Genomic DNA, 23,765 nt, shown 5'->3' with positions numbered 1-23,765 from the left:
CGCTGCAAGCGGCCAGGCTATTCCGGATCCATCACTTACTGACGGCCACGCGCTTCTCATCACGGCGCGAGGCCAGACGATCGGCCAGGCGCGTCGGCTCAGGCAGTCGATAGCGGGTGACGTAACGCATGACCAATTGCGGGGCGCTTTCCAGGCTGACCCGGTTGCCCGGCGAAATGATCAGAGGGCGAACCTTATCCTTGCTGCGTAAAACCGTGCCGATCACCTTTCCTGCTTTGTCCAGCAGGTCGACCTGATTGCCGCGCTGCTCGCCGAGCGGCTGATGAAGCCCGGTGAGGATTTTTTTCGCCACGCCGATGGTCGGCAGGCCGGTAACTACACCCAGATGAGCAGCAATGCCAAGCCCCCGCGGATGCGCAATGCCATGCCCATCGGAAAAGATCAGATCGGGCGTCTGACCGAGAGAGTCGAGCGCCTGCAGCACGGCAGGCAGCTCGCGGAACGACAGTAGCCCCGGAATGTAGGGCATGCACGTCGGAATTCTTGCCAGTGCGTGGCCCAATGGCTCGAGGGTTTCGGCATCGAGGAGAACGACCGCGGCACGGGTAATCTTGCCGCCATCCTCGAAGCCGACATCGACGCCGGCGACCAGCTTTAAGGGACCGAAGTCGTCGGTCAAAACAACCTTCTTCGCCAGCTGATTCTGGATCTCGCGCGCTGCACTGGTGCTTCCATCCCAGCCGCAGAATTCGGCACGTGTTTGCGGTGTGTGTGCAGTCATGATGGCCCTCTTCTGCGTGTTCAGACGGTCAACCGAAGGTACGGTTCCACGATCCATTCATGATTGGGACTGGACAGTCAGGCAAAAAAATAAGACGCTCCCGCCGGACTGCGGCAGTTTTACCCTGCTTTGTCCCAAACAATAACAATGGAACAGCCTGATCTCGCATGCTCACCGACCACCCCCTTAAACGCATCAGCATTCTGGCTACAGACGGAGTGTTCGCATCCACCCTGCTGCATGCCAAAGACTTCTTTCACATGGCCAGCCTGCGTTATGGCAAGCAGCTGGGGCTCGACCTCAACCCCGCCTTCGAGACCTCACTGGTCAGCCCGGACGGTCTTGCGGTCAATACATTCAGCGGCCCACGCATTGAAGTGGACGGCGCCCTGGATGACGCAGATGCAGTGATTCTGCCAGCGTTTTGGGGCGACTTCGACGCCATCAGCCAACGCTATCCACAGGTGTCGCAATGGTTACAGGAGCGGCATGCGGCGGGTAGCGCGATCTGCGGTGAGGCCAGCGGGGCCTTCTGGATGGCTGCGGCGGGGTTGCTCGACGGCCGCGAGAGCACCACTCACTGGCGCTTCGCTCAGGAATTTGTGGAGCGCTTTCCGCGCGTGCTGTTTACCCAGGAAAAGCATCTGACCGACAGCGACAATCTCTACTGTGCGGGGGGCACCACCTCGGCCTGCGATCTGTACATCCATCTGGTCGAGCGCTATTGCGGCGCACATATCGCTCAGGGCATGGCGCGAGACATCCTGTTCGAGGTTCGGCGCAACTACAGCCCGGGCAGAATTGGTTTTGGCGGGCAGAAGCTGCATCTGGACACCCGCGTTCTGCAGATCCAGGAATGGCTTGAAGAGCATTTTGCGGAGAAATTTCGCTTCGAAGACGTGGCGCGGGATCATGGCATGAGCATTCGCAACTTCATGCGACGGTTCCAGACAGCGACCGGCGACAAGCCACTTCACTACCTTCAGCGCTTGCGCATCGAAACGGCAAAGACCCTGCTCTCCACCACCCGCAAGAGCATCAAGACGATCAGCTATGAAGTGGGTTACGACGATGCAAGCTTCTTTGCCCGACTGTTCCGCCAGCACACCGAACTGTCACCGAATCAGTACCGGCAGCAGTACCGCCACAAAATCGCTTGAGCCATAAACACAAACGGCAAGTCACGCCAGGGCGCAGACTTGCCGTTCCTGTCGCCTGACGGGATCAGGGCTTATGTGGGCGCGCCAGGTATTCGTGCGACTGCATTTCCAGCAGGCGGCTCAGCGTGCGCTGGAACTCGAACTCCAGGCGCCCACCAGCATACAAATCCTTGAGCTCGACCTCGGCGGAGAGGATCAACTTGACGTTGCGGTCGTAGAACTCATCGACCATGTTGATGAAGCGGCGGGCCATGTCGTCCTTGGAGACGTCCATCCGCTCGATGTTGGAAACCAGCACTGCATCGAAGATCTTGCCCAGCTCGATGTAGTCGTTCTGGCTGCGCGGACCGTCGCACAGCTCGCGGAACTCGAACCAGGCCACGCCGCTGGCAACCTTGCGCGCAACGATCTCGCGATTCTCGATCATCAGCGCCTCGTTTTCCTGAATGCGGCACTGCTCGGGCAACAGGCTGCGGAAGCTCTTCTCCAGGCTCTGCTCGGCTTCGGCGTCGAGCGGGAAGTGATAGAGCTCAGCCTGCTCCAGCGCGCGCAGACGATAGTCGATGCCGCTGTCGACGTTGACGATTTCGGTGTGCTTTTTCAGCAGCTCGATCGCTGGCAGGAAGCGCGCACGCTGCAGACCATCCTTGTAGAGTCCGTCTGGCACGATGTTGGACGTCGCGACCAGGCTGACACCGTTCTTGAAGAGTTCTTCGAGCAGTGTCGCGAGAATCATCGCGTCAGTGATGTCCGAGACAAAGAATTCGTCAAAGCAGATCACCCGCGACTCGTCAGCGAAGCGCTTGCCGATGATGGTCAGCGGGTTCTTCTCACCTTTGAGTGTGCGCATCTCTTCGTGCACGCGCTTCATGAAGCGGTGAAAGTGCGTACGGGTCTTCTGTTCGAATGGCAGCGCATCGAAGAAGGTGTCGACCAGATAGGTCTTGCCGCGGCCAACGCCGCCCCAGAAATACAGGCCTTTCACAGGCTCCTGGTGCTTCTTGCCGAACAGCTTGCCCATCAGCCCGGTCTTCGTGCGGTCGTCTGCGACCAGATCGTCGTATAGACGCTGCAAATGACGGACCGCAGTTTCCTGGGCTGCATCATGGAAGAAGTCGGGACGTTTCAGGTCTGCCTGATAGCGCTCAAGAGGGGTCATGGCGGGGTCTGGGTAGTGAAACGGGGCCGACACTTTAGCCGCGCGCTCGGTGGTTGGCAATTTACGCAGATCGTTCAAGCGCTCAGCCTCGAGTGAAAACGGGATACCGGATGCATCCGGCCGACCGGCTAGCGGTCGGCGTATCTGCCGGCAATTAAGCCATCAATGTCGCCAACGCCTGGCGCAGTCGCAACATGGCTGCTTCCAGCGACTGCTCATCAGCGTAGCTCGGGCTGTCGGCAAGGCATTCGCCGTCGAGCCACAAGCTGAATTGATCGTCTTCATCGGCACGGAGTTCCAGCGCGTCAACACCTTGCGCGACCAGGCGCTGCGTGACGACGCCAATAGCCTTTGGATCGCTGAATCCGCGGGACAGCAACAGTTCCTCGCCATCCGCGGCGAAGAAGCGGAAACGGAAGCTGCCGTCGGTTTCACGGAAACTGGCGAAGCGGGCAGTCTTGCCACCTTTCTTCTTTGCCGGCGCGGCACTTGTCACATCGCTGCGGAAGTTGCGCAGCCCGACCGCCTCGCGTAATTCCCCGAGGAACGGCGTCGCCACCTTGCGCGCCTTGGCAGCGCCAGCCTGAAGGATGTCTTCCAGGTCGCCAGGACGCGCCATCAGCGCGTGGTAACGCTCACGGGCCTCGCTCAGCTCGTTATCCAGCAGTTCGAACAGCCGCTGCTTGGCTTCGCCCCAGGCAAGCCCGCCCAGCAGCTCGGCACGGAACTCGGCCAGCTGAGCCGGCGTGGCAAACGCCTGGTACAGAGTAAACAGGTGAGAGTCGTCCGGATCCTTTGGCTCGCCAGGCAGCCGGGAGTCGGTAACGATCCTAGCGATGGTGCTTTTCAGCTGCTTGGCGCTGCCAAACAACGGGATGGTGTTGTCGTAGCTCTTCGACATCTTGCGGCCATCGAGGCCGGGCAGGGTTGCAACGCTGTCTTCAATCAGCGCCTCGGGCGCGGTAAACAGCTCCTTGCCGTTGCCGAACAGGTGGTTGAATCGCTGGCCAATATCCCGGGCCATTTCCACATGCTGAATCTGATCGCGGCCGACCGGGACCTTGTGTGCGTTGAACATGAGGATGTCTGCGGCCATCAGCACCGGATAGCTGAACAAACCCATGGTGATCCCGGCGTCCGGGTCTTCACCCTTCTCGACATTCTTGTCTACCGATGCCTTATAAGCGTGCGCCCGGTTCAACAAGCCCTTGCCGGCGACGCAGGTCAGCAGCCAGGTCAGCTCGGGAATCTCGGGGATGTCCGACTGGCGATAGAAGGTTACGCGCTCCGCATCCAGCCCGCTCGCCAGCCAGGTGGCTGCGATCTCAAGACGCGACTGCTGGATCCGTTGCGGATCGTCACACTTGATCAGCGCATGGTAGTCCGCCAGGAAATAGAACGAGTCGGCATCGGCTTCGCGGCTGGCCACGATGGCCGGCCGGATGGCGCCAGCATAGTTGCCCAGGTGTGGTGTGCCCGTGGTAGTGATACCGGTGAGGATTCGGGTTTTCATTCGGTCTTCTCGATCAGTCAGCGCGGCCTGGCCGGAATCAGCCCAGCCGCGGCGCAACCAGGTCCTTGAGTTCCACCAGCTTGCCGTGGAAAAAGTGCCCGCATTCTGCCACTTTCAACAACTCGTGGGGGCGCTGAAGCTCGGCTGAAAACGCATGCACCGTGGCTGGATCGATCACTTCATCGTCGTCGGGCTGGATAATGGTCAGTGCACACCGTTCGGCCAGGGGCAGGTTTGACAGCCGCGATACCGCGGGCGCCACCATGAACAGTCGCTCCAGCGACTCGCCGCGCGCCTCAATGCGGCCGGCCAACGCAGCCGCAACGAAGCCTCCAAAAGAGAAGCCCAGCAGGGTGAGCGGCAGCTCGGGATACTGAGACCGCAGCCAGACCAGGGCGGCTTCGGCGTCTTCAACTTCACCCATGTTCATGTCGTGGCTGCCGGCGCTGCCACCGACACCGCGAAAGTTGAAACGCAGCGTTGCATAGCCGGCATCGCGGGCGGTGCGCTGCAAGGTCGAGACCACTTTGTTCAGCATGGTCCCTCCCTTGACCGGATTGGGATGACAGATCAACGCCAGTCCGCATGCTTCGGGCTGATCGAAATACAATCCTTCCAGCGCGCCGGCCGGTCCCTCTATGGAAATGGGGTTTTCGCGTTTCAACAGGGTAACTCCGTGACCTTGGGGCTAGTTGGCTCGTCTTGCTTGCACCTGCGTAGTGATCGCATATCGCGTTGCGGTATACAGGGCAGGAACGAGACGTTAACGTATCAAGCCGTGGAAAAACCACCGCATCAGGCGGTGCAGCCCGCGCAAAAGCAGTTGCGTCCCGGCCCGACAGCCGCCCTGCCCGACCGCCAGCGCAAGGTTTCGCCGCTGAACAGCACAGCCGTTTTTATAGAGGAAGTATTCGTGGAACAGACCTTCGCGACCTGGTTGCTCCCGATCGTCGGCGTGATCGTCGGCATCGTCATTGGTTACCTGATTGCGCGAAACAGCGCACCGAATAGCACGCAACGTCAGGTGGACGAACTGCAGGAACGGTTGGATACCTATCAAAGCGAAGTGGTTACCCATTTCAATACCACGGCCAGCTTGTTACGCAAGCTGACCAACAGCTATCAGGACATGCAGGATCACTTATCCGAAGGTGCGGACAAGCTGGCGCTCGACGAGCAGACTCGCCAACGCTTGCTCGCGGCGCTGCACAGCGAAGAAAACCACAGCCATCGCGAGCGCCTCAGTTCACCGACATTCACCGAGCCGCCGAAGGACTACGCGCCCAAAGACGAGGATGTACCGGGCACGCTGCATGAAAACTTCGGTTTGAAAAGCAAACACTAAGGCTGACCGGCGGCACTCAGTGCCGCCTCGTTATTGCGCTACTGCGTCAGACGCATGGACAGGTCAATCGCCCGCACATGCTTGGTCAACGCGCCGATGGAAATATAGTCAACACCGGTCTCGGCAATCGCACGCAGGGTGCCGTCATCTATCCCTCCTGACGCCTCCAGCTTTGCCCGCCCCGCTGTTATGCCTACTGCGGTGCGCATATCAGCCAGACTCAGCTCATCAAGCATAACGACGTCAGCTCCTGCATGGAGCGCCTGCTCCAGCTCGTCCAGGCTCTCTACTTCGACTTCTACGGGTTTTCCCGGAGCAATGCGATGCGCAGCCGCAACGGCTTCTGCTATCCCGCCGCAGGCGGCGATATGGTTTTCCTTGATCAGAAAAGCATCGTACAGACCGACCCGATGGTTGTGGCAACCGCCACAAGTAACGGCGTACTTCTGCGCCATACGCAGCCCGGGAATAGTCTTGCGTGTATCGAGCAGCCGTACGCCGGTGCCTTCGACCAGGTCGGCATACTGTCGGCAACGGGTCGCAACCCCCGACAGCGTCTGCAAAAAATTCAGCGCTGCACGCTCGCCGCTGAGAAGTGCGCGCGCAGGCCCCTCCAGATGGAACAGCACGCGGTCTGCGTCTACTCGCTCACCATCGACCACGCGCCAATGCACCGCCACCCGCGGGTCCAGCTGTCGGAACACGGCATCGACCCATGCAGTGCCACTGATAACAGCCGCCTCTCGCGTGATGATTTTTGCCTGGGCGAGGCGCTCGGCAGGAATCAATTGCGCGGTGATGTCACCAGTGCCTACGTCTTCGGCCAGTGCGCGGCGGACGTTGGATTCGATTTCGGCGGAAAGATCCGCAAGAGTGAGATTGGTCACGAAGAGCTCCCATGAAATTGGGCGAAAGTATACGGCGAGCTTTGACCTGTCGCAGCGGAAGGGGAACGTCTCAGCAAAATATGGATTTATCCCTATAATCTGCAAGGCTTCTTGCAGTTCAGAGGTTTTCCGTGAGCATCTGTGAGCTGCATCATGTCCAAGACAGAACTCGGAATTCATTGCCGAACGAGAAGCCTATAATCAGACGATAGATTGGCGCCATGGAAATGGCTATATGCCACTACTTTACTAGCCGTTGCCCTCTATTCACTATCAGCGGCCTGACAAGTGTTGTTGAGCGCCTTGAAAGCAGGCGACCGGAGCGTTCCAATGCGAACTGATGCGAAAGTGGTGCACCTCAAGGCTGCCCCTGAGCAAAAGCAGAATTCAGCGGCAGGCAGATTGCCTGTCGCACTCATCAGTGTGCGTGACAAAGCCGCTCAGCAACTGCGCCTGGCGCTGCAGACGCTATTCGACAATGCCGACGACTCGCTTTTCGAGATAGCGGACCGCGCTACGAGCAACGCCGAACAGAACGCCTTCTTTGAAGCGATGCGGGACCTGCGCATGAAGCGCCGCGGCATCGAGCGCAGCTTCTTGCAGCAGGTTTTCGAGTCTTTTTCCAAACTTAACCAATACGAGATCGGCAAGCCGGCAGAGCCAGAAGCCTCCTTTGAAAACCTGGCACTGGTGCAGAACGACGAACTGGAAGAGTCCGTTGCGATCGACACCATGGTTGCCAAGGTGATGAGTCGCACCAGCCAGTCACTCAGCCACCTCACCACCCGCATAAATGTGCTGGTGAGCAAAAAGCTGGACGACAAGAACAACCCCCTGGGTCCTCAGCAACTCTGCGAGTACTTTCTCGAAGCCTGCCGAAGCCTGGGCGTCGAGATCAAGGTCAAGCTGATCATTCTCAAACTGTTCGAGCGCTACGTGCTGACAGATCTTGAGCAGCTTTATGCCGAATCTAATCAGGTGCTGGTCGCGGCTAACGTCCTGCCGGAGCTGCAATCAGCTCAGCCGCGCCGTTCGCCGAATCGCCCAACTACACCAGGAAGCAGCGCCTCGAGGCACGGAACAGGTCTTGGCGATGCACCCGCTTACGCCGACAGCGGCGTGCAGGAAGCATTCGGAAACTTGCAAGCCTTGCTGTCAGAACTGCGCGGAAGTGCGCTACCTGCCCGCAACCTGCCCAGCGACGCCATCCCGATCTCCAGCAATGACCTGATGCGGCTGCTCTCTCATCTGCAGTCACGTGCTCCGCAGCAGGTCGATGAATTCGACCTCCAAGGTCAGCTTGAGCAACTGCTACACCGCGTCAGCGCCAAGAGCGGCAAGTCACGTGTAGTTGGTGAAGTCGATGAGGATGTGATCAACCTCGTATCGATGCTGTTCGAATTCATCCTCGACGACCGCACCCTCCCCGACTCGCTCAAGGCACTGATCGCAAGGCTGCAGATCCCCGTCCTGAAAGTAGCGGTTCTGGACAAGACCTTCTTCAGCCGCGGCAGCCACCCAGCCCGACGCCTGCTCAACGAGATCGCCTCAGCCGCCATGGGCTGGGCCGATCAGGACGAAGTCCAGCGTGAGGGCCTGTATCAGAAGATCGAGCAGATTGTGGCTCGGCTACTGAACGATTTCGTCGATGACCCTGCTATCTTCTCCGAACTGCTCGCCGATTTCCTCGCCTTCACTGGTGACGAGCGACGCCGGAGCGAACTGCTGGAGCAGCGCACAAGAGACGCCGAGGAAGGTCGCGCCAAGGCCGAAATGGCCCGCCAGGAGGTTGAACATGCGCTCAATCAGCGCCTGCTTGGCAAAACGCTACCCGAGGTGGTTGTCCGTCTGCTGCAAGAGGCGTGGAGCAAGGTTCTGCTACTGACCTGCCTGAAGCATGGCACCCAGTCGGAACAGTGGCAGGCCGCGCTGGCGACCATGGATGACCTGATCTGGAGCGTCGCCCCTCACGAAGACGTCGAGTCGCGCGCACAGCTGCTGGAGCTGGTACCAAGCTTGCTCAAGAACCTTCGAGAAGGCCTGGTCAGCGCGGCGTTCGACCCTTTCTCCACCAGCGACTTTTTCACTCGTCTCGAAGCGCTGCATGTGCAGACATTGCAGCAACTGAACCAGCCGGCCAATCCCGCTCCAGCCACCGAACTGCTCGATCAGGGCGATGTCGCAGGCGAACAGAAGCTTGTGCTGCCACCGCGCGAAGAATCCGCCAATCAGGCGGCAAACCAGGCGATGATCGAGGTTAACGAGGAGATTGTTCTCCTCGCCCCAGGTGAAACCCGCGAACATGAGCCGGAAATAGATCTGGACGATAACGACGAAGCACTGACGCAGGTCGATAACCTGAGAGTCGGCAGCTGGGTCGAGTTCCAGGAAGACGAAGAGCACAAGCTCCGCTGCAAGCTTGCTGCGGTGATCAAACCCACGGGCAAATACATCTTCGTCAACCGCACCGGTATGAAAGTCTTGGAAAAGACCCGCACGGGCCTGGCGATAGAGTTCCGCCGCGGCGCCATACGCCTGCTAAACGACGCGTTGCTGTTTGATCGCGCCCTTGAGTCGGTGATTGGCAATCTTCGGAGCCTGAAGAACAACAACGGCCGCTAGGGTCCAGGGGCTGCTCCCCACCCTAGTGTTGTAGTCAGTAGCTCTCCCCTTCCCGTCAATCTGCCAACCGAGAGCCAATGCCCAGGCAGCGTCTTGCTTGGCTTTTGCCCCTGCGCCGCTAGAATGCCTGCATCCCCCATTCGAGGTGCGTATGCCCAGCCGCCTAAAACCCGAAGACCAGGAGCGCGTTGACCACTATCTCAACGCACCTCAGCACCAAGTCGAGCGCCGGCCCTTCCGCCCCTGGCTGCTCCTTGTGCTGGTCCTGGTAACGGTGCTCGGCTTGGGCCTGCTGAGCCGCCTCCTGAGTCGCCTGGTCCTGTGACTAACATGGTCACCACCAAGGCGCCAAACCGAATCCCGCAAAGCCTTATGAGTTCATTCCATGACACATCGCATCGTAATAGTCGGCGGCGGCGCTGGCGGCCTGGAGCTTGCCACCCGCCTGGGTAGAACCTTGGGCAAGCGTGGCAAGGCCCGCATTACATTGATCGACGCCAACCTGACCCACATCTGGAAACCTTTGCTGCATGAAGTGGCCGCAGGCTCGCTGAATTCGTCGGCTGACGAGCTCAACTATGTGGCGCAGGCAAAGTGGAACCACTTCGAATTCCAGATGGGCCGCATGAGCGGCCTGGAGCGTGAGCGCAAATGCGTTCACCTTGCCGCCTCATTCGACGACCACGGCGTTGAACTGGTGCCGGCTCGCACACTGAGCTACGACACGCTTGTAATCGCAGTTGGCAGCACGACCAACGACTTCGGCACAAAGGGCGCCGCCGAGCATTGCATCTTTCTCGACACACGCGAGCAAGCGGAGCGTTTCCACCGCCTACTGCTGAGCCACTACATGCGCGCCCACGCCAGCGAAGGCCACCAGGGCACCATCAACATGGCTATCGTCGGCGCTGGCGCAACTGGCGTCGAGCTTGCCGCCGAGCTTCACCACGCCGCGCGTGAGCTCGCCGCCTACGGACTGACTGGCATCAAGCCTGAAAACGTCCACATCACGCTTATTGAGGCAGGGCCGCGGGTGCTGCCCGCGTTGCCGGAACGGATCAGCCAGCCAGTGCACCAGACGCTGAGAGATTTGGGCGTTACGGTACTGACTGACGCCGCAGTGAGTGAAGTGACCGATGAAGGGCTGCACACCAAAGATGGCCACTTCGTCCCAGCCACATTGAAAGTCTGGGCAGCAGGCATCAGGGCGCCAAGCTTTCTGAAAGAGATAGACGGGCTGGAAAGTAATAGGATCAACCAGCTGCAAGTCCTTTCTACCCTGCAGACCACTCGCGACGAGAACATTTTCGCCTTCGGCGATTGCGCTGCATGTCCGCAACCGGACAGTGACCGCAACGTACCCCCACGAGCGCAGGCTGCGCACCAGCAAGCGTCACTGCTCGCCAAATCGATCGCCCGGCGGCTTGAGGGCAGGGACCTGCCCACCTACCGCTATCGCGATTACGGCTCGCTGATCTCTCTGTCGAGCTTCTCTGCCGTAGGCAACCTGATGGGCAATCTCACCGGCAACGTGATGCTGGAAGGCTGGCTGGCACGAATGTTCTATGTGTCCCTGTATCGGATGCACCAGATCGCACTGTACGGCGTCGCTCGTACCGGCCTGATGATGATCGGGGACAAACTCAGCACCAGCACAGTGCCGCGCCTCAAGTTGCATTAACTTCCACAGACAGTGCCAGCGCCAACTCATCACGAGAGGCACTGGCACTGAGAACAGATTTTTAGCGAGACGAGCGGAACAAACGCGCCGATAAACTTCAATGCAAAAAAAACCGGGAAACCCTTTCGGATCTCCCGGCTTCTTACGCCCCTTGCGAGGCGGTTTTGGTGGGTCGTGTGGGATTCGAACCTACGACCAATTGGTTAAAAGCCAACTGCTCTACCAACTGAGCTAACGACCCAAAAATGGTCGGGGTAGGGGGATTCGAACTCCCGACATCCTGCTCCCAAAGCAGGCGCGCTACCGGACTGCGCTATACCCCGATTGGATTTTGGCTCCGCGACCAGGACTCGAACCTGGGACCCAATGATTAACAGTCATTTGCTCTACCGACTGAGCTATCGCGGAACTTCATTTCCAGCTCTTCAGGTGGTCCGCGCTACCGCTTGCCTTCCCCCCTCCGAGGCGCGCCATTTTACGGTTCTCGGCGCGGCTGTCAACAGAAAAAATGCGATTTACTACAATGATTTGCACGATGCGGTGGCACTACCCCGCTCCGCTGGTATTGGAACTGCCGGCACCGCACGAAAGAACGGCGCCATCGCCCCTCAAATCAGCCGAAGACGATGTCGTCACCCTCCACCTTAGCTGAGATGCTTGTACCGGGCTCGAAGGCGCCAGACAGTATCTGCTGCGCCAGCGGATTCTCGATCCAGCGCTGAATAGCTCGCTTCAAAGGCCGCGCACCGTAGACCGGGTCGTAACCCACTGCGACCAGCTTATCCATCGCTTCGTCACTCAGCTCCAGACTCAGCTCCCGCTCAGCCAGTCGTTGCCGCAGGCGGCTCAGCTGGATGCGAGCGATGCCAGCAATCTGATCGCGAGCCAGCGGATCGAAAACCACCACCTCGTCGATCCGGTTGATGAACTCCGGCCGGAAGTGATGACTTACAGCGTCCATGACAGCAGCACGCTGCGCATCAGGATCGCCCACCAACTCCTGGATCTGGGTGGATCCAAGATTTGAGGTCATGACGATCACGGTATTGCGGAAATCCACGGTTCGCCCATGGCTGTCGGTCAGACGACCATCTTCCAGAACCTGCAGCAGAATATTGAAGACATCAGGATGAGCCTTCTCGACCTCATCAAGCAGAACCACCGAATAGGGTTTACGGCGCACGGCCTCGGTCAGATAGCCACCTTCTTCATAACCTACATAGCCCGGTGGGGCTCCGATCAGGCGCGCAACCGAGTGCTTCTCCATGAACTCCGACATATCGATGCGGATCATCGCCTCTTCGGTGTCGAAGAGGAACTCGGCCAAGGCCTTGCACAGCTCAGTCTTGCCTACCCCGGTCGGGCCAAGGAACAGGAAGGAACCGCTGGGGCGATTCGGGTCGGCCAACCCGGCCCGCGAGCGGCGAACCGCATTGGCCACCGATACAACCGCCTCGTGCTGCCCAATCACGCGCTGATGCAGCAGGTCTTCCATCTTCAGCAGTTTCTCGCGCTCGCCTTCGAGCATTTTCGACACAGGGATGCCCGTCCACTTCGAGACGACTTCGGCGATCTCCTCATCAGTTACCTTGTTACGCAGCAGCTGGTTCTCGGTCTTTCCATGCTGGTCGACCATCTGCAGGCTGCGCTCGAGGTCGGGGATGATGCCGTATTGCAGCTCGGCCATACGCGCCAGGTCGCCCTTACGCCGCGCAGCCTCCAGATCCGCCTTGGCCTGCTCGATCTTCTGCTGCATCTGGGCGGAGCCTTGCACTTCAGCCTTTTCCGCCTTCCAGATCTCTTCGAGGTCGGCATATTCGCGTTCCAGCTTGACGATTTCCTCGTCGAGCTTGGCCAGACGCTTCTTGGTCGCCTCGTCGTCCTCGTTCTTCAATGCTTCGCGCTCGATCTTCAGCTGGATCAGACGCCGGTCAAGACGATCGAGCTCCTCCGGCTTGGAATCGATTTCCATGCGGATGCGACTGCCCGCCTCATCGATCAGGTCGATGGCCTTGTCTGGCAGCTGCCGATCCGTGATATAGCGGTGCGATAGTTTTGCCGCCGCAATGATCGCGCCATCGGTGATAGACACGCCATGGTGCACCTCGTAGCGCTCTTTCAAGCCACGCAGGATAGCGATGGTGTCCTCCTCGCTCGGCTCATCGACTTGCACACGCTGAAAGCGACGCTCCAACGCAGCATCCTTCTCAATGTACTGGCGGTACTCATCAAGAGTGGTTGCCCCAACGCAATGCAACTCTCCGCGCGCGAGCGCAGGCTTGAGCATGTTGCCGGCATCCATCGCGCCTTCCGCCTTGCCGGCACCAACCATGGTGTGCAGCTCGTCGATAAATAGAATGACGCGGCCTTCCTGTTTGCCGAGTTCATTGAGGACTGCCTTCAGCCGCTCTTCGAACTCGCCGCGGAATTTGGCCCCCGCAATAAGTGAGCCCATGTCCAGCGCGAGCAAACGCTTGTCTTTGAGGCCGTCCGGCACCTCGCCATTGACGATGCGCTGCGCCAAGCCCTCAACGATGGCGGTCTTGCCCACGCCTGGCTCGCCGATCAGCACCGGGTTGTTCTTGGTGCGCCGCTGCAGCACCTGAATGGTCCGGCGAATTTCATCATCGCGGCCGATCACCGGGTCGAGCTTGCCGTCCTCGGCGCGCTTGGTCATGTCCACGGTGTACTTGTCCAATGCTTGCCGTGACTCTTCAGCATTCGGGTCGTTGACAGCGTCGCCGCCCCGCAGATTGCTGATCGCGTTTTCCAGAGCCTTTTTGCTGACGCCCTGCTCGAGCAATAGCTTGCCCAGCCGGGTGCTGCCTTCCAGAGCAGCGAGCAACACCAGCTCGCTGGAGATGTATTGGTCACCCTTCTGCTGCGCAAGGCGGTCGGCCTGGTTCAACAGGCGCGCCAAGTCCTGAGACATATTCATGTCACCGGTCGGATTTTGCAGTTTCGGCAGCTGATCGAGCTCTTTGGTCAATGCCTGGCGCAAACCATTGATGTCAAAACCCACCTGCATCAGCAGTGGTTTGATCGAACCGCCCTGCTGCTCGAGCAGCGCCTGCATCAGATGCAAAGGCTCAATGGACGAGTGGTCGAAGCCAACAGCAATGGATTGGGCATCAGAAAGCGCAAGTTGAAGCTTGCTGGTCAAACGATCGATACGCATGGAATCACCTTTCTAGGTAAAGCAGGCCGTGCAATGAAACGCACTCCGAACGAAAGCCTGCGAGATGAACCTTAGATAAGGCTGATTGTTGGAGATTCAAGCCGCACGACCTTGACGCAGGTCAGCCCCATGGCGTAAAGCGAGTCAGGGGTGAAATACCAGGAACAGGTGAACGGCCGCTCAGTCCAGCCAGATCAGGCTGGCGAAGCGCCCTGTACGGGCGGCACGGCGATAGGAGTAGAAACGAGCATCGCTGACAGTACAGAAACCACCGCCATAGACCGCTGTAACGCCGCAAGCCGCCAGGCGGATTCGGGCGAGCTGGTAGATATCCGCCATGAAGCGATCCGCGCGATGGCTGGGCACAAAGGCTTCGGAGCATTCAGGATGGCCAGCGATGAACGCATCGCACACCTCGCCGCCAACCTCGAACGCCGTCGGCCCTATCGCCGGACCGAGCCAGGCAATCAAATGTGACCCCGGAACCGCCATAGCCGCCACGGTGGCTTCCAGCACGCCTGAAGCCAGACCGCGCCACCCCGCGTGCGCAGCCGCAACGCGTGCGCCGTCGACGTCGCAGAGCAATACCGGTAGGCAATCCGCAGTCAGCACCGCACAGGCGACCCCCGCCTCGCCCGTCCAGCAGGCATCGGCAGTCGGACAACTGCGCGGGTCCGCCTCAACGGCGATACTAGAATGGATCTGGCTCATCCAGGCCGGCTCGCAGCCGAGCAGCCGCTGCAAGTGCTGTCGATTCGCCGACACCCGGTCGGGCGCATCGCCAACATGATCCCCCAGGTTGAAGCCATCAAACGGAGCTTGGCTCAAGCCGCCGCGGCGCGTGGTGACGCAAGCCCTTACACGCGGAGGCACCGGCCAGTCGGGACGGATCCAGTCCTCTGGCCATTCCGTCATCCGCTAAACGCCTCGCGATCCTGCTGCAAGAGTGTCAGTAGCCAGACGAAGTCGTCCGGCAATGGCGATTCCCATTTCAGCCGCTCGCCACTGACAGGATGGTTCAATTCAAGAAAGCGCGCATGCAATGCCTGCCGCGGAAAATCTTTCAGCGTTTGCACCATGGTCGGGTTAGCGGCTGGTGGGATACGAAAACGCCCGCTATAAAGCGGATCACCCACCAGCGGATAGCCAATGTGTGTCATATGCACACGGATCTGGTGGGTTCGCCCGGTTTCAAGCTTGACCCGGACATGCGTGTGCGACCGGAAGCGCTCGAGCACCCGATAGTGACTCACGGCAGGCTTGCCGCCCTCCACCACCGCCATGCGCTGACGCTGCTGGCCATGACGCCCAATGGCGGCATTGACGGTGCCGCCAGTAATGATCACGCCGATAACGATGGCCTCGTAGATGCGGCTGACGCTGCGCGCCTGCAGCTGCTCGACAAGGCGCGTCTGGGCCTGCAGAGTCTTGGCCACCACCATCAATCCGGTGGTGTCCTTGTCCAGGCGATGCACGATGCCGGCACGCGGCACGTTGATCAAATCCGGAACATGGTGCAGCAAGGCGTTGAGCAAGGTGCCATCGGCATGCCCTGCGGCAGGATGCACCACTAACCCGGACGGCTTGTTCAGTACCAGAATGTGCTCGTCTTCGAAAACGATATCCAGCGGAATGTCCTGAGCCACCCACTCGCCCTGGGCCTGCTGCTCGGCAGAAAGCTCCAGGATGGCACCCGCATGTACAGTGTCGCGGGGGCGCAATACAGCGCCGTCGACCGTGAGCTGTCCCTCCTTGATCCAGGCTGCAAGACGCGAACGGGAATGCTCGGAGAACAGCTGTGCCGCGACTTGATCAAGGCGCTGCCCGCCGAGGTCGAATGGCACCTCGGCGCGGAGATGGATGGCCTGGGTGGTGATCGTGGACATAATTAAGGGCGCTTCAATAGTTGGAGAGGCAACCGTGCGGTTTGGCCGGTTGCGACAGGCGATGAGCCGGGACATGAGAAAGGGGGGCGTGACCTTGTCGGCAGGCAGGACGCCTACGGGCAGATCCTAAGCCTGAGCAGCCCCTCGACAGCGACACGGGTGCAGCCTTTGGTTTCAGTAACACGCTTGTGTTTAAATACCGCGTCTTTGTCCCGGCCAGCCGGGGCGCCCATCATAACAGGACGGCTCAGCGCAAGACAGCCAGCCGTCACAGGGACGCAAGCCGCCATGCAAGTGAAACACCTGCTGCTGATCGCCATTTTCGCCCTTACCGCTGCCTGTTCGTCCAACGAAACCATCAGTGAAAACCTCGGCGAAGCGGAACTGTACCGGCAGGCACAAGCCGACCTGGACAATAAGAGCTTCACCAGCGCGATCAACAAGCTGAAGGCACTGGAATCCCGCTATCCGTTCGGCCGCTTCGCCGAACAGGCGCAGCTTGAGCTGATCTACGCTTATTACCGCAACACCGAGCCGGAAGCCGCTCGCTCGTCGGCCGAACGATTCATCCGCCTGCATCCGCAGCACCCAAGCGTGGACTACGCGTACTACCTGAAGGGCCTGGCTTCCTTCGACCAGGACCGCGGACTGCTGGCGCGTTTCCTGCCGCTGGACATGACCAAACGTGACCCCGGCGCTGCACGTGACTCCTTCAACGAATTCGCCCAGCTGACCACACGCTTTCCAAACAGCCGTTACTCCCCGGATGCCAAGGCACGGATGGTCTACCTGCGTAACCTGCTGGCCGCGAACGAAATCCATGTTGCTGACTATTACCTGCGTCGCCAGGCCTACGTAGCGGCCGCCAACCGTGGTCGCTATGTTGTAGAAAACTTCCAGGGTACGCCCGCAGTCGGCGATGGTTTGGCCGTCATGACTGAAGCCTATCAGCGCCTTGGTCTCGAGGAGCTCGCTGGCACTAGCCTCGAAACGCTCAAACTCAACTACCCGCAACACCCCAGCCTGGAAGACGGCGAATTCGTGCCAAGCCAGGAAGAGGCCGACAACCGCAGCTGGTTGTCCCGCGCCACACTCGGCTTGATCGACACTGAAAACAAAGCGCCTGACCGCTCGCAATCCAACCGCGACGTGGTGCGTCAGTATGAGAATGCCGCCCAGGATCTGCCGGATGAACTGCGCCCGGTGTTGAGGGAAGCGGAAACCGAAGCCGCAAAAGAAGAGCAAGGCGAAGACCGCTCCTGGTGGAGCTATATGACCTTCGGCCTGTTCGACTGAGTTCCCAACCGCAGCCTGCCAGAACGGCAGGCCCGAACAGCTTAGCCAGGAAGTAGAGATATGGGCCTGTTTCGACTGTTGTTCTGGATCATCCTGATCGCGGCGGCGTTCTGGCTCTGGCGCCGTCTGACCAGCAAGCCCACAGCCTCCGATAAACCGCAAGAGACCACGGTCATGACCGTCCGCTGTGTTCAGTGCGGCGTACACCTGCCACGTGAGCAAGCACTGCAGAGTCATGACCGGTGGTATTGCAGCCAGGCGCATCTGGAACAGGACAACAAGTCGGGTGGGAACTGAACGCCTGACGTTTTTCGGTTACACGGGCCGACGAATCCTTCGGCTCTACCATCTCTATCGCGTCGTAATCGGCTTGGTGCTGGTTCTGCTCATCAGCAGCGACCTGCACAACGACCTGATGCGCATGATCAACCCGACGGCGTTCTACTACGGCGCCTGGCTCTATCTGATTCTCAACATTTTTGCCGCCGTACTGCTGCAGAACCCGAAGCGGGAACTGCCGGTACTGGCGCTCGCGCTGGTGGACGTCACCCTGCTGGCCGCGCTGTTCTACTTCGCCGGCGGTACGCCAAGTGGTATCGGTAACCTGCTGATCGTAGCGGTAGCTATTGCCAATATCTTGCTGCACGGCCGCGTCGGCTTTTTCATCGCGGCAGTCGCCGCCACCGGACTCATCTACCTGACGTTCTACCTCAGCCTAAGCGACAGCGCGGCGAGCAGTCAGTATGTACAGGCCGCCGCACTTGGCACGCTGTGCTTCGCTGCCGCGTTGCTGGTGCAGGGCCTGACCAGACGACTTCAGGATAGCGAAACCCTTGCCCGCCAGCGCGCCGAAGAGGTCGCCAACCTTGAAGCCCTGAATGCCCAGATTCTGCAGCGCATGCGCACTGGAATCCTCGTCCTCGATGCACAGGAGCGCGTGCTGCTTGCCAATCAGGGAGCCCTCGAGCTGCTCGGACAAGAGGCCCTGACGGGCGAACGGCTAGGACCTCGTTGCCCGGAGGTCATTCGAGGCCTGCAACGCTGGCGAGACAACCCCACTCTGCGGCCGAGTAACTTCAAGGCCACGCCCGACGGCGCGACCCTGCAGCCGAGCTTCGCCACGCTCCAGCATGGCGTGAAGCAGGACACGCTGGTGTTTCTCGAAGACATTTCTCAGATCGCGCAAAAGGCCCAGCAGCTCAAACTCGCGTCGCTTGGCAGACTGACCGCCAGCATTGCTCACGAAATTCGCAACCCGCTCGGTGCCATCAGTCATGCGGCGCAGTTGCTGCAGGAGTCGGAGGTGTTAGACGCTGCAGATCTGCGGCTTACGCAGATCATTCAGGATCATTCGCGGCGCATGAATCTGGTCATTGAAAATGTGCTGCAGCTGTCGCGCCGGCGCCAGGCCGAACCCCAGCTGCTGGATCTGAAATACTGGGTGCACCGATTTGCCAGCGAATTTCGCCAGACGCTGCCGCCTCAGCAAATTGTCCACGTGGAGACTCAGGGCAGCTCGCTGCAGACGCGCATGGACCCAAACCAGTTGATTCAAGTACTGACCAACCTGGTGCAGAACGGCCTGCGCTACAGTGGACAGAAGCACGACCAAGCACAGGTGTGGCTAAAAGTCTTCCGGGACGAGGCCAGTGATCTGCCCGTGCTGGAAGTGCTCGACGATGGTGCAGGTGTGCCGACCGAGCAGGTACAGAACATCTTCGAGCCGTTCTTCACCACAGAAAACAAGGGCACGGGCCTTGGGCTGTATATCTCCCGAGAGCTCTGCGAAAGCAATCAGGCACGGTTGGATTACCGTGAGCGAGACGAGGGCGGCAGCTGCTTTCGCATTGTCTTTGCGCACCCACGCAAGCTGAGCTGAGGCCTGCTTAAGACGCAACGGATCACACATCGGCCATGCGGCGGTACAAGGCAGGCCCTGTGGCGTTAACATTGGGCATCCCGCTTCTTCTTTTCAAAGACCGAGACCATGACCGCCCGCCAGAAAGCGCTGATCATCGATGACGAACCCGATATCCGTGAACTCCTGGAGATCACCCTCGGACGTATGAAGTTGGACACCCGCAGCGCCCGCAACCTCAAGGAGGCCCGCGAGTGCCTAGCACGCGAGCACTACGACCTCTGCCTCACCGATATGCGACTGCCGGACGGATGCGGTTTGGAGCTGGTGCAATTCATTCAGCAGCAGTATCCACAACTGCCTGTGGCCATGATTACCGCCTATGGCAGTCTTGACACTGCCATTGGCGCGCTCAAGGCCGGCGCTTTTGATTTCCTGACCAAACCGGTGGACCTCGGCCGTCTCCGCGAACTGGTCAATACGGCATTACGGCTGCGCACACCGAACCCCAATGAGCTGACAGTCGACAGTCGCCTGCTTGGCGCTTCGCCGCCAATGAACCTGTTGCGCAAGCAGATCGGCAAACTGGCGCGCAGCCAGGCACCTGTCTATATCAGCGGCGAGTCGGGCAGCGGCAAGGAGCTGGTTGCGCGGCTGATTCACGAACAAGGGCCGCGACATGAACAGCCCTTCGTTCCAGTCAACTGCGGGGCGATCCCGACAGAACTGATGGAGAGCGAATTCTTCGGGCACAAGAAGGGCAGTTTCACCGGCGCGATGGAAGACAAACCGGGCCTTTTCCAGGCAGCCAATGGCGGCACATTGTTTCTCGACGAAGTCGCCGATCTGCCGCTTCCGATGCAGGTGAAACTGCTGCGCGCCATTCAGGAAAAGGCCGTGCGCGCGGTTGGCGGAGCTAAGGAAGTGGTGGTCGATGTGCGGATTCTGTGCGCCACTCATAAAGATCTGGCCAGTGAAGTCGCGGCGGGCCGCTTCCGCCAGGACCTGTACTACCGGCTTAATGTCATCGAATTGCGCGTGCCGCCTCTGCGCGAACGCCGTGAGGATATCGCCCAGCTGGCTGAAGTGATGCTTCGCCGTCTCGCCCAGGAATGCGGAGAGACGCCGGCCAGACTGCAACCTGACGCACTGGCAAAACTGCAGAGCTATCGCTTTCCCGGCAACGTACGTGAGCTGGAAAACATGCTTGAACGCGCTTACACGCTCTGTGAAGGCGAGGAGATCAAACCCAGCGACCTGCGCCTGTCCGACGCTCCGGGCATGCCCGAGAATGGCGAAGCAAGTCTGGCGCAGATCGACAATCTCGAAGACCATCTCGAAGAGGTCGAACGCAAACTGATCATGCAGGCGCTGGAAGAAACCCGCTGGAACCGCACAGCAGCAGCCCAACGGCTGGGGCTGTCCTTCCGCTCCATGCGCTATCGGCTGAAGAAACTGGGACTGGATTGAGCACCCAGACCGCGACCCCGCAGGGTCGCGGAGCGCCCGTTATCCCTGTGACAGCAAGTTACGCAAATCGATGACCGCCGCGTTGGCTCGCGAGATGTAATTCGCCATCACCAGAGAGTGATTGGCCAAGACCCCATAGCCGCTACCGTTGAGCACCATTGGGCTCCACAGCGGTTCCTGCGCAGCTTCCAGCTCGCGGATGATCTGCCTCACGCTAATCGCCGCGTTCTTTTTCGCCAATACGTCGGCAAAGTCCACTTCAATAGCGCGCAGCAGATGCGACAAGGCCCATGCCTGCCCTCGCGCCTCATAGAACACGTTATCGATCTGCATCCAGGACGTCTCGACGCGCTCTTCTTCAACCACCTGACTTACGCCTTCGCGCTCAAGCTCCGTCGCCAACTGCCCGTCCAGGCGCACGCGACCGACGCTGGCCGACAGGCGCTGGGACAAAGACCCCAGCCGAGTACCGACATCTCCAAGCCAGTTATTCAGGTTGTCAGCGCGCGAATAGAACTGAGCTTTGGATGCCGGATCGCTCAAGCGTGCCAAGTAGCGATTCAGGTAACGGATCCCGTTACGGTATTCCGATTCGCTCGCCGGCAGTGCCCAGCTGCGATTGTCGAAATTGAACAGCGGTTCGGCTTTGGACAGATCAGGGTCTTCCGTCGACTGGGATTGCGAGCGCGCAAAGTCCTTGCGCAGAGCGCGACTGAGGTCGCGGACCTGAACCAGCACGCCATATTCCCAGCTTGGCATGTTGTCCAGCCACAGGCCGGGCGGGGCAATGTCATTAGTCAGATAGCCGCCGGGCTTGTCGAGCAAGGTGCCAGCTACCTGCTTAAGGGTTTCGACCGTGGTGTAGCCGTTAACGATCTGCTGCTGCGAGGCCTCAGCGGCTTGCCGCACATTCTGCTGTACCGGGAATCGGTCAGGTTCGGAGCTCCAGTACCAGCCGACCAAAAGCGCCACGAGCAAGTACAGCCCGATCAGAACGGCAAGCCCCAGCAGTAGCGGATTGCGAGTCGCCCCATCCGCTCTGGCTGAATTTCCCGAAAAGCCGAGGCGGCCGAAGCGATTCTTCCAATCCAACATGGGCGTCTGTCCTTCTCTTCATAAATTCAAAGATTCGATCGCCGGTCACGCGGAGCGTGCGGCATGTGAACCACTATAACGCAGCCGGTCGAAAGCAAGCCTCATAATGAGAACCAGACCGCCTATGCGGCATCTTTGCAAACGACGGATAGGTGGTAGCATTGAGCCACCACAGTGGCCTCTGAGAGCACTGCCGCAGCGGGCCAGGGAACCGGACATGTCGGACCAGGAAGAACTTAAACAGCACTTCGCACAACGGGTCATTCATCAGGCTCGGGAGGTGCTCGAAGTCTGGCAACAACTGCAGCGCAGCGAATGGAATGACGGTTGCCGGTCGGCGCTGGCAGATGCCAACAAGCGGTTGAGGAAATTCGCCGAGCGCTTCGAACAAACCGAACATCGGCTGCTCGCGCTTGGCATCGAAGATTGCCTGAGCGACATCAGCGACAATCGCGGACGGTTGTCGAGCGATACCATCGCCACACTCAGCCAACTGGTCTACCGTCTCGCACGTACCGGTTTGCGCCACGGCGATCCGCGCGGGCAGTCCGCCTACGTACCGCCATTGAGCAAACCGGTCTACATTGCGCTGGAAGACCATCAACGCGCCCAGCACGTGGTTCGCCAGCTCGAATTCTTCAGCATGAATGCGCAGGCCTTCGGCAGTGATAGCGAATTCCGCGCTGCGATGCATGAACGGCACCCGGCTGCAATCGTCATGGATGTCGATTTCAATGGTCCCGGCGAGGGCCTTCGGCTTGCCGAGCGCATCCAGCAAGGGCTGGAAGAAAAGCTGCCGCTGATTTTCTTCAGCCACCAGGAAACCGACACACCTATGCGACTGGCGGCCGTGCGCGCCGGCGGGCTGGAATTCTTTACCGGCACCATCGATGCCTCATGCCTGCTGGAAAAGATCGAGATTTTCACCCGCACCGCCCACTCCGAGCCTTTCCGCGTTCTGATCATTGACGATTCGCGGGCCCAGGCGACCCACACCGAAAGGGTCTTGAACAATGCCGGGATCATCACCCAGACGCTCAACGAGCCGATCCAGGCGATCAACTACCTGGCTGAATTCCAACCGGATCTGATCATCCTCGACATGTACATGCCCGAATGCATGGGTACTGAGTTGGCCAAAGTGATCCGGCAGCATGAACGCTACGTCAGCGTGCCGATCATTTACCTCTCGGCCGAGGACGACCTCGACAAGCAGCTCGACGCCATGAACGAAGGCGGCGATGACTTTCTGACCAAACCGATCAAACCTAGCCACCTGATCGCGACCGTTCGAACCCGCGCCGAGCGAGCCCGCAGCTTGAAAGCCAGAATCGTCCGGGACAGCTTGACCGGTTTGTATAACCATACGCACAGCCTGCAGTTACTCGAAGACGCCAGCTCACGCGCCCGCCGCGACGGGCAACCGCTGTGCTTCGCGATGATCGATATCGACCATTTCAAGAAGGTCAACGACACCTTTGGCCACCCAATGGGGGACCGGGTGATCAAAAGCCTCGCGCTGTTTCTCAAGCAACGCCTGCGCAAGACCGACCATATCGGTCGCTACGGCGGTGAAGAATTCGCGGTGGTGATGCCCGACACCACTGTGCACAACGCAGCCAAGGTCCTGGACGAGATCCGCGAACGCTTTTCCGAGATTCGCTACCCGGCACAGCCCGCAGACTTGTCGTGCACCTTCAGCTGCGGCATTGCCGAGCTCACGCCCGACGCAGACACCAAATTGCTCACACAGCAAGCCGACGAAGCGCTTTACACTGCCAAGCACGCTGGCCGAAACCGGGTGGAGTGGTTCCTGCCGTCACAGAACTGACATCAAATAGCCATATCTTCTAGCCTCCAGAACCTCCGGAGG

Annotated in this window: 19 protein-coding genes and 3 tRNA genes; 10 read left to right on the top strand and 12 right to left on the bottom strand. The window is 59.7% G+C overall.

What is annotated here, in order from left to right; genetic code table 11:
- Positions 1-31: 31 nt before the first annotated feature.
- A complete protein-coding gene (gene nfi / locus ALTERO38_RS02510; RefSeq protein WP_159967148.1) occupies positions 32-742 on the bottom strand; it encodes a deoxyribonuclease V in 711 nt (236 codons plus the stop codon).
- Positions 743-909: 167 nt separating this feature from the next.
- Here nfi and ALTERO38_RS02505 point away from each other — a divergent pair, with 167 nt between their 5' ends.
- Positions 910-1,902, top strand: coding sequence for a GlxA family transcriptional regulator (locus ALTERO38_RS02505; RefSeq protein ID WP_102836973.1), 993 nt, complete (start codon positions 910-912; stop codon positions 1,900-1,902).
- 64 nt (positions 1,903-1,966) lie between these two features.
- Here the strand turns inward: ALTERO38_RS02505 and zapE are convergent, their stop codons facing one another.
- The 3 genes from zapE to ALTERO38_RS02490 all read right to left on the bottom strand — a co-directional run bounded on the left by zapE (position 1,967) and on the right by ALTERO38_RS02490 (position 5,241).
- Entirely contained in the window at positions 1,967-3,061 is a 1,095-nt protein-coding gene (zapE, locus tag ALTERO38_RS02500; protein ID WP_148925944.1) for a cell division protein ZapE, read from the bottom strand.
- A gap of 154 nt (positions 3,062-3,215) precedes the next feature.
- On the bottom strand, positions 3,216-4,574 hold the full coding sequence (locus ALTERO38_RS02495) for a tryptophan--tRNA ligase (RefSeq protein WP_159967147.1): 1,359 nt from the start codon (positions 4,572-4,574) through the stop codon (positions 3,216-3,218).
- A gap of 37 nt (positions 4,575-4,611) precedes the next feature.
- A complete protein-coding gene (locus tag ALTERO38_RS02490; protein ID WP_159969622.1) occupies positions 4,612-5,241 on the bottom strand; it encodes an alpha/beta hydrolase in 630 nt (209 codons plus the stop codon).
- Positions 5,242-5,487: 246 nt separating this feature from the next.
- Here ALTERO38_RS02490 and ALTERO38_RS02485 point away from each other — a divergent pair, with 246 nt between their 5' ends.
- The gene (locus tag ALTERO38_RS02485) at positions 5,488-5,919 is read left to right on the top strand and encodes a YhcB family protein (protein ID WP_159969621.1); all 432 of its coding nucleotides are present in this window, start codon (positions 5,488-5,490) and stop codon (positions 5,917-5,919) included.
- Positions 5,920-5,957: 38 nt separating this feature from the next.
- Here the strand turns inward: ALTERO38_RS02485 and nadC are convergent, their stop codons facing one another.
- Entirely contained in the window at positions 5,958-6,806 is an 849-nt protein-coding gene (nadC, locus tag ALTERO38_RS02480) for a carboxylating nicotinate-nucleotide diphosphorylase (protein ID WP_159967146.1), read from the bottom strand.
- 330 nt (positions 6,807-7,136) lie between these two features.
- Between nadC and ALTERO38_RS02475 the strand changes: the two genes are divergently transcribed.
- The 3 genes from ALTERO38_RS02475 (at position 7,137) to ALTERO38_RS02465 (ending at position 11,109) form a co-directional block, all read left to right on the top strand.
- Complete coding sequence (locus tag ALTERO38_RS02475; RefSeq protein ID WP_159967145.1) at positions 7,137-9,428, top strand: DUF1631 domain-containing protein; 2,292 nt, start codon at positions 7,137-7,139, stop codon at positions 9,426-9,428.
- Between the two features lie 151 nt (positions 9,429-9,579).
- Complete coding sequence (locus ALTERO38_RS02470; RefSeq protein ID WP_148925194.1) at positions 9,580-9,753, top strand: DUF3094 family protein; 174 nt, start codon at positions 9,580-9,582, stop codon at positions 9,751-9,753.
- Between the two features lie 60 nt (positions 9,754-9,813).
- Entirely contained in the window at positions 9,814-11,109 is a 1,296-nt protein-coding gene (locus tag ALTERO38_RS02465; protein WP_159967144.1) for an NAD(P)/FAD-dependent oxidoreductase, read from the top strand.
- Between the two features lie 165 nt (positions 11,110-11,274).
- Here ALTERO38_RS02465 and ALTERO38_RS02460 read toward each other — a convergent pair.
- The 6 genes from ALTERO38_RS02460 to rluD all read right to left on the bottom strand — a co-directional run bounded on the left by ALTERO38_RS02460 (position 11,275) and on the right by rluD (position 16,173).
- Positions 11,275-11,350 (bottom strand) — tRNA-Lys (locus ALTERO38_RS02460).
- Positions 11,351-11,355: 5 nt separating this feature from the next.
- A tRNA-Pro gene (locus ALTERO38_RS02455) sits at positions 11,356-11,432 on the bottom strand.
- A 9-nt stretch (positions 11,433-11,441) separates the two neighbouring features.
- Positions 11,442-11,517 (bottom strand) — tRNA-Asn (locus ALTERO38_RS02450).
- 205 nt (positions 11,518-11,722) lie between these two features.
- Positions 11,723-14,287, bottom strand: coding sequence for an ATP-dependent chaperone ClpB (gene clpB, locus ALTERO38_RS02445; protein ID WP_159967143.1), 2,565 nt, complete (start codon positions 14,285-14,287; stop codon positions 11,723-11,725).
- A gap of 180 nt (positions 14,288-14,467) precedes the next feature.
- The gene (gene pgeF, locus ALTERO38_RS02440; RefSeq protein ID WP_159967142.1) at positions 14,468-15,202 is read right to left on the bottom strand and encodes a peptidoglycan editing factor PgeF; all 735 of its coding nucleotides are present in this window, start codon (positions 15,200-15,202) and stop codon (positions 14,468-14,470) included.
- Entirely contained in the window at positions 15,199-16,173 is a 975-nt protein-coding gene (rluD, locus tag ALTERO38_RS02435) for a 23S rRNA pseudouridine(1911/1915/1917) synthase RluD (protein WP_102836981.1), read from the bottom strand. Before rluD ends, pgeF begins: the two co-directional genes overlap by 4 nt.
- A 288-nt stretch (positions 16,174-16,461) precedes the next feature.
- Between rluD and ALTERO38_RS02430 the strand changes: the two genes are divergently transcribed.
- The 4 genes from ALTERO38_RS02430 (at position 16,462) to ALTERO38_RS02415 (ending at position 20,797) form a co-directional block, all read left to right on the top strand.
- Entirely contained in the window at positions 16,462-17,469 is a 1,008-nt protein-coding gene (locus tag ALTERO38_RS02430; RefSeq protein WP_159967141.1) for an outer membrane protein assembly factor BamD, read from the top strand.
- A 60-nt stretch (positions 17,470-17,529) separates the two neighbouring features.
- On the top strand, positions 17,530-17,766 hold the full coding sequence (locus tag ALTERO38_RS02425) for a PP0621 family protein (RefSeq protein ID WP_159967140.1): 237 nt from the start codon (positions 17,530-17,532) through the stop codon (positions 17,764-17,766).
- Positions 17,756-19,348 carry a PAS domain-containing sensor histidine kinase gene (locus tag ALTERO38_RS02420; RefSeq protein ID WP_159967139.1) on the top strand — a complete coding sequence of 531 codons (1,593 nt, stop codon included), beginning with the start codon at positions 17,756-17,758 and terminating at the stop codon, positions 19,346-19,348. The genes ALTERO38_RS02425 and ALTERO38_RS02420 overlap by 11 nt, the downstream gene beginning before the upstream one ends.
- Positions 19,349-19,456: 108 nt before the next feature.
- Positions 19,457-20,797: a sigma-54 dependent transcriptional regulator gene (locus tag ALTERO38_RS02415; protein ID WP_159967138.1), complete on the top strand. Its 1,341-nt coding sequence runs from the start codon at positions 19,457-19,459 to the stop codon at positions 20,795-20,797.
- Between the two features lie 39 nt (positions 20,798-20,836).
- Here ALTERO38_RS02415 and ALTERO38_RS02410 read toward each other — a convergent pair whose 3' ends face one another.
- Positions 20,837-21,892: a DUF2333 family protein gene (locus tag ALTERO38_RS02410; protein ID WP_148925201.1), complete on the bottom strand. Its 1,056-nt coding sequence runs from the start codon at positions 21,890-21,892 to the stop codon at positions 20,837-20,839.
- Positions 21,893-22,109: 217 nt separating this feature from the next.
- Here ALTERO38_RS02410 and ALTERO38_RS02405 point away from each other — a divergent pair, with 217 nt between their 5' ends.
- Complete coding sequence (locus ALTERO38_RS02405; RefSeq protein WP_159967137.1) at positions 22,110-23,723, top strand: PleD family two-component system response regulator; 1,614 nt, start codon at positions 22,110-22,112, stop codon at positions 23,721-23,723.
- The last annotated feature ends 42 nt before the right edge of the window (positions 23,724-23,765 follow it).

The sequence above is a fragment of the Pseudomonas sp. 9Ag genome, assembly GCF_902506445.1.
Classification (GTDB): Bacteria; Pseudomonadota; Gammaproteobacteria; order Pseudomonadales; family Pseudomonadaceae; genus Stutzerimonas; species Stutzerimonas stutzeri_AB.
Note: the sequence above shows the minus strand (reverse complement) of the source record. Positions and strands in the feature narration are given on the sequence as shown.

Excerpts from the sequence above, each read along its gene's own strand:
- ALTERO38_RS02430 (WP_159967141.1), top strand. The coding sequence starts at position 16,462 with ATGCAAGTGAAACACCTGCTGCTGATCGCCATTTTCGCCCTTACCGCT.
- rluD (WP_102836981.1), bottom strand. The coding sequence starts at position 16,173 with ATGTCCACGATCACCACCCAGGCCATCCATCTCCGCGCCGAGGTGCCA.
- ALTERO38_RS02425 (WP_159967140.1), top strand. The coding sequence starts at position 17,530 with ATGGGCCTGTTTCGACTGTTGTTCTGGATCATCCTGATCGCGGCGGCG.
- ALTERO38_RS02405 (WP_159967137.1), top strand. The coding sequence starts at position 22,110 with ATGTCGGACCAGGAAGAACTTAAACAGCACTTCGCACAACGGGTCATT.
- zapE (WP_148925944.1), bottom strand. The coding sequence starts at position 3,061 with ATGACCCCTCTTGAGCGCTATCAGGCAGACCTGAAACGTCCCGACTTC.
- ALTERO38_RS02495 (WP_159967147.1), bottom strand. The coding sequence starts at position 4,574 with ATGAAAACCCGAATCCTCACCGGTATCACTACCACGGGCACACCACAC.
- pgeF (WP_159967142.1), bottom strand. The coding sequence starts at position 15,202 with ATGACGGAATGGCCAGAGGACTGGATCCGTCCCGACTGGCCGGTGCCT.
- ALTERO38_RS02505 (WP_102836973.1), top strand. The coding sequence starts at position 910 with ATGCTCACCGACCACCCCCTTAAACGCATCAGCATTCTGGCTACAGAC.
- nfi (WP_159967148.1), bottom strand. The coding sequence starts at position 742 with ATGACTGCACACACACCGCAAACACGTGCCGAATTCTGCGGCTGGGAT.
- clpB (WP_159967143.1), bottom strand. The coding sequence starts at position 14,287 with ATGCGTATCGATCGTTTGACCAGCAAGCTTCAACTTGCGCTTTCTGAT.
- ALTERO38_RS02410 (WP_148925201.1), bottom strand. The coding sequence starts at position 21,892 with ATGTTGGATTGGAAGAATCGCTTCGGCCGCCTCGGCTTTTCGGGAAAT.
- ALTERO38_RS02465 (WP_159967144.1), top strand. The coding sequence starts at position 9,814 with ATGACACATCGCATCGTAATAGTCGGCGGCGGCGCTGGCGGCCTGGAG.
- ALTERO38_RS02475 (WP_159967145.1), top strand. The coding sequence starts at position 7,137 with ATGCGAACTGATGCGAAAGTGGTGCACCTCAAGGCTGCCCCTGAGCAA.
- ALTERO38_RS02470 (WP_148925194.1), top strand. The coding sequence starts at position 9,580 with ATGCCCAGCCGCCTAAAACCCGAAGACCAGGAGCGCGTTGACCACTAT.
- ALTERO38_RS02415 (WP_159967138.1), top strand. The coding sequence starts at position 19,457 with ATGACCGCCCGCCAGAAAGCGCTGATCATCGATGACGAACCCGATATC.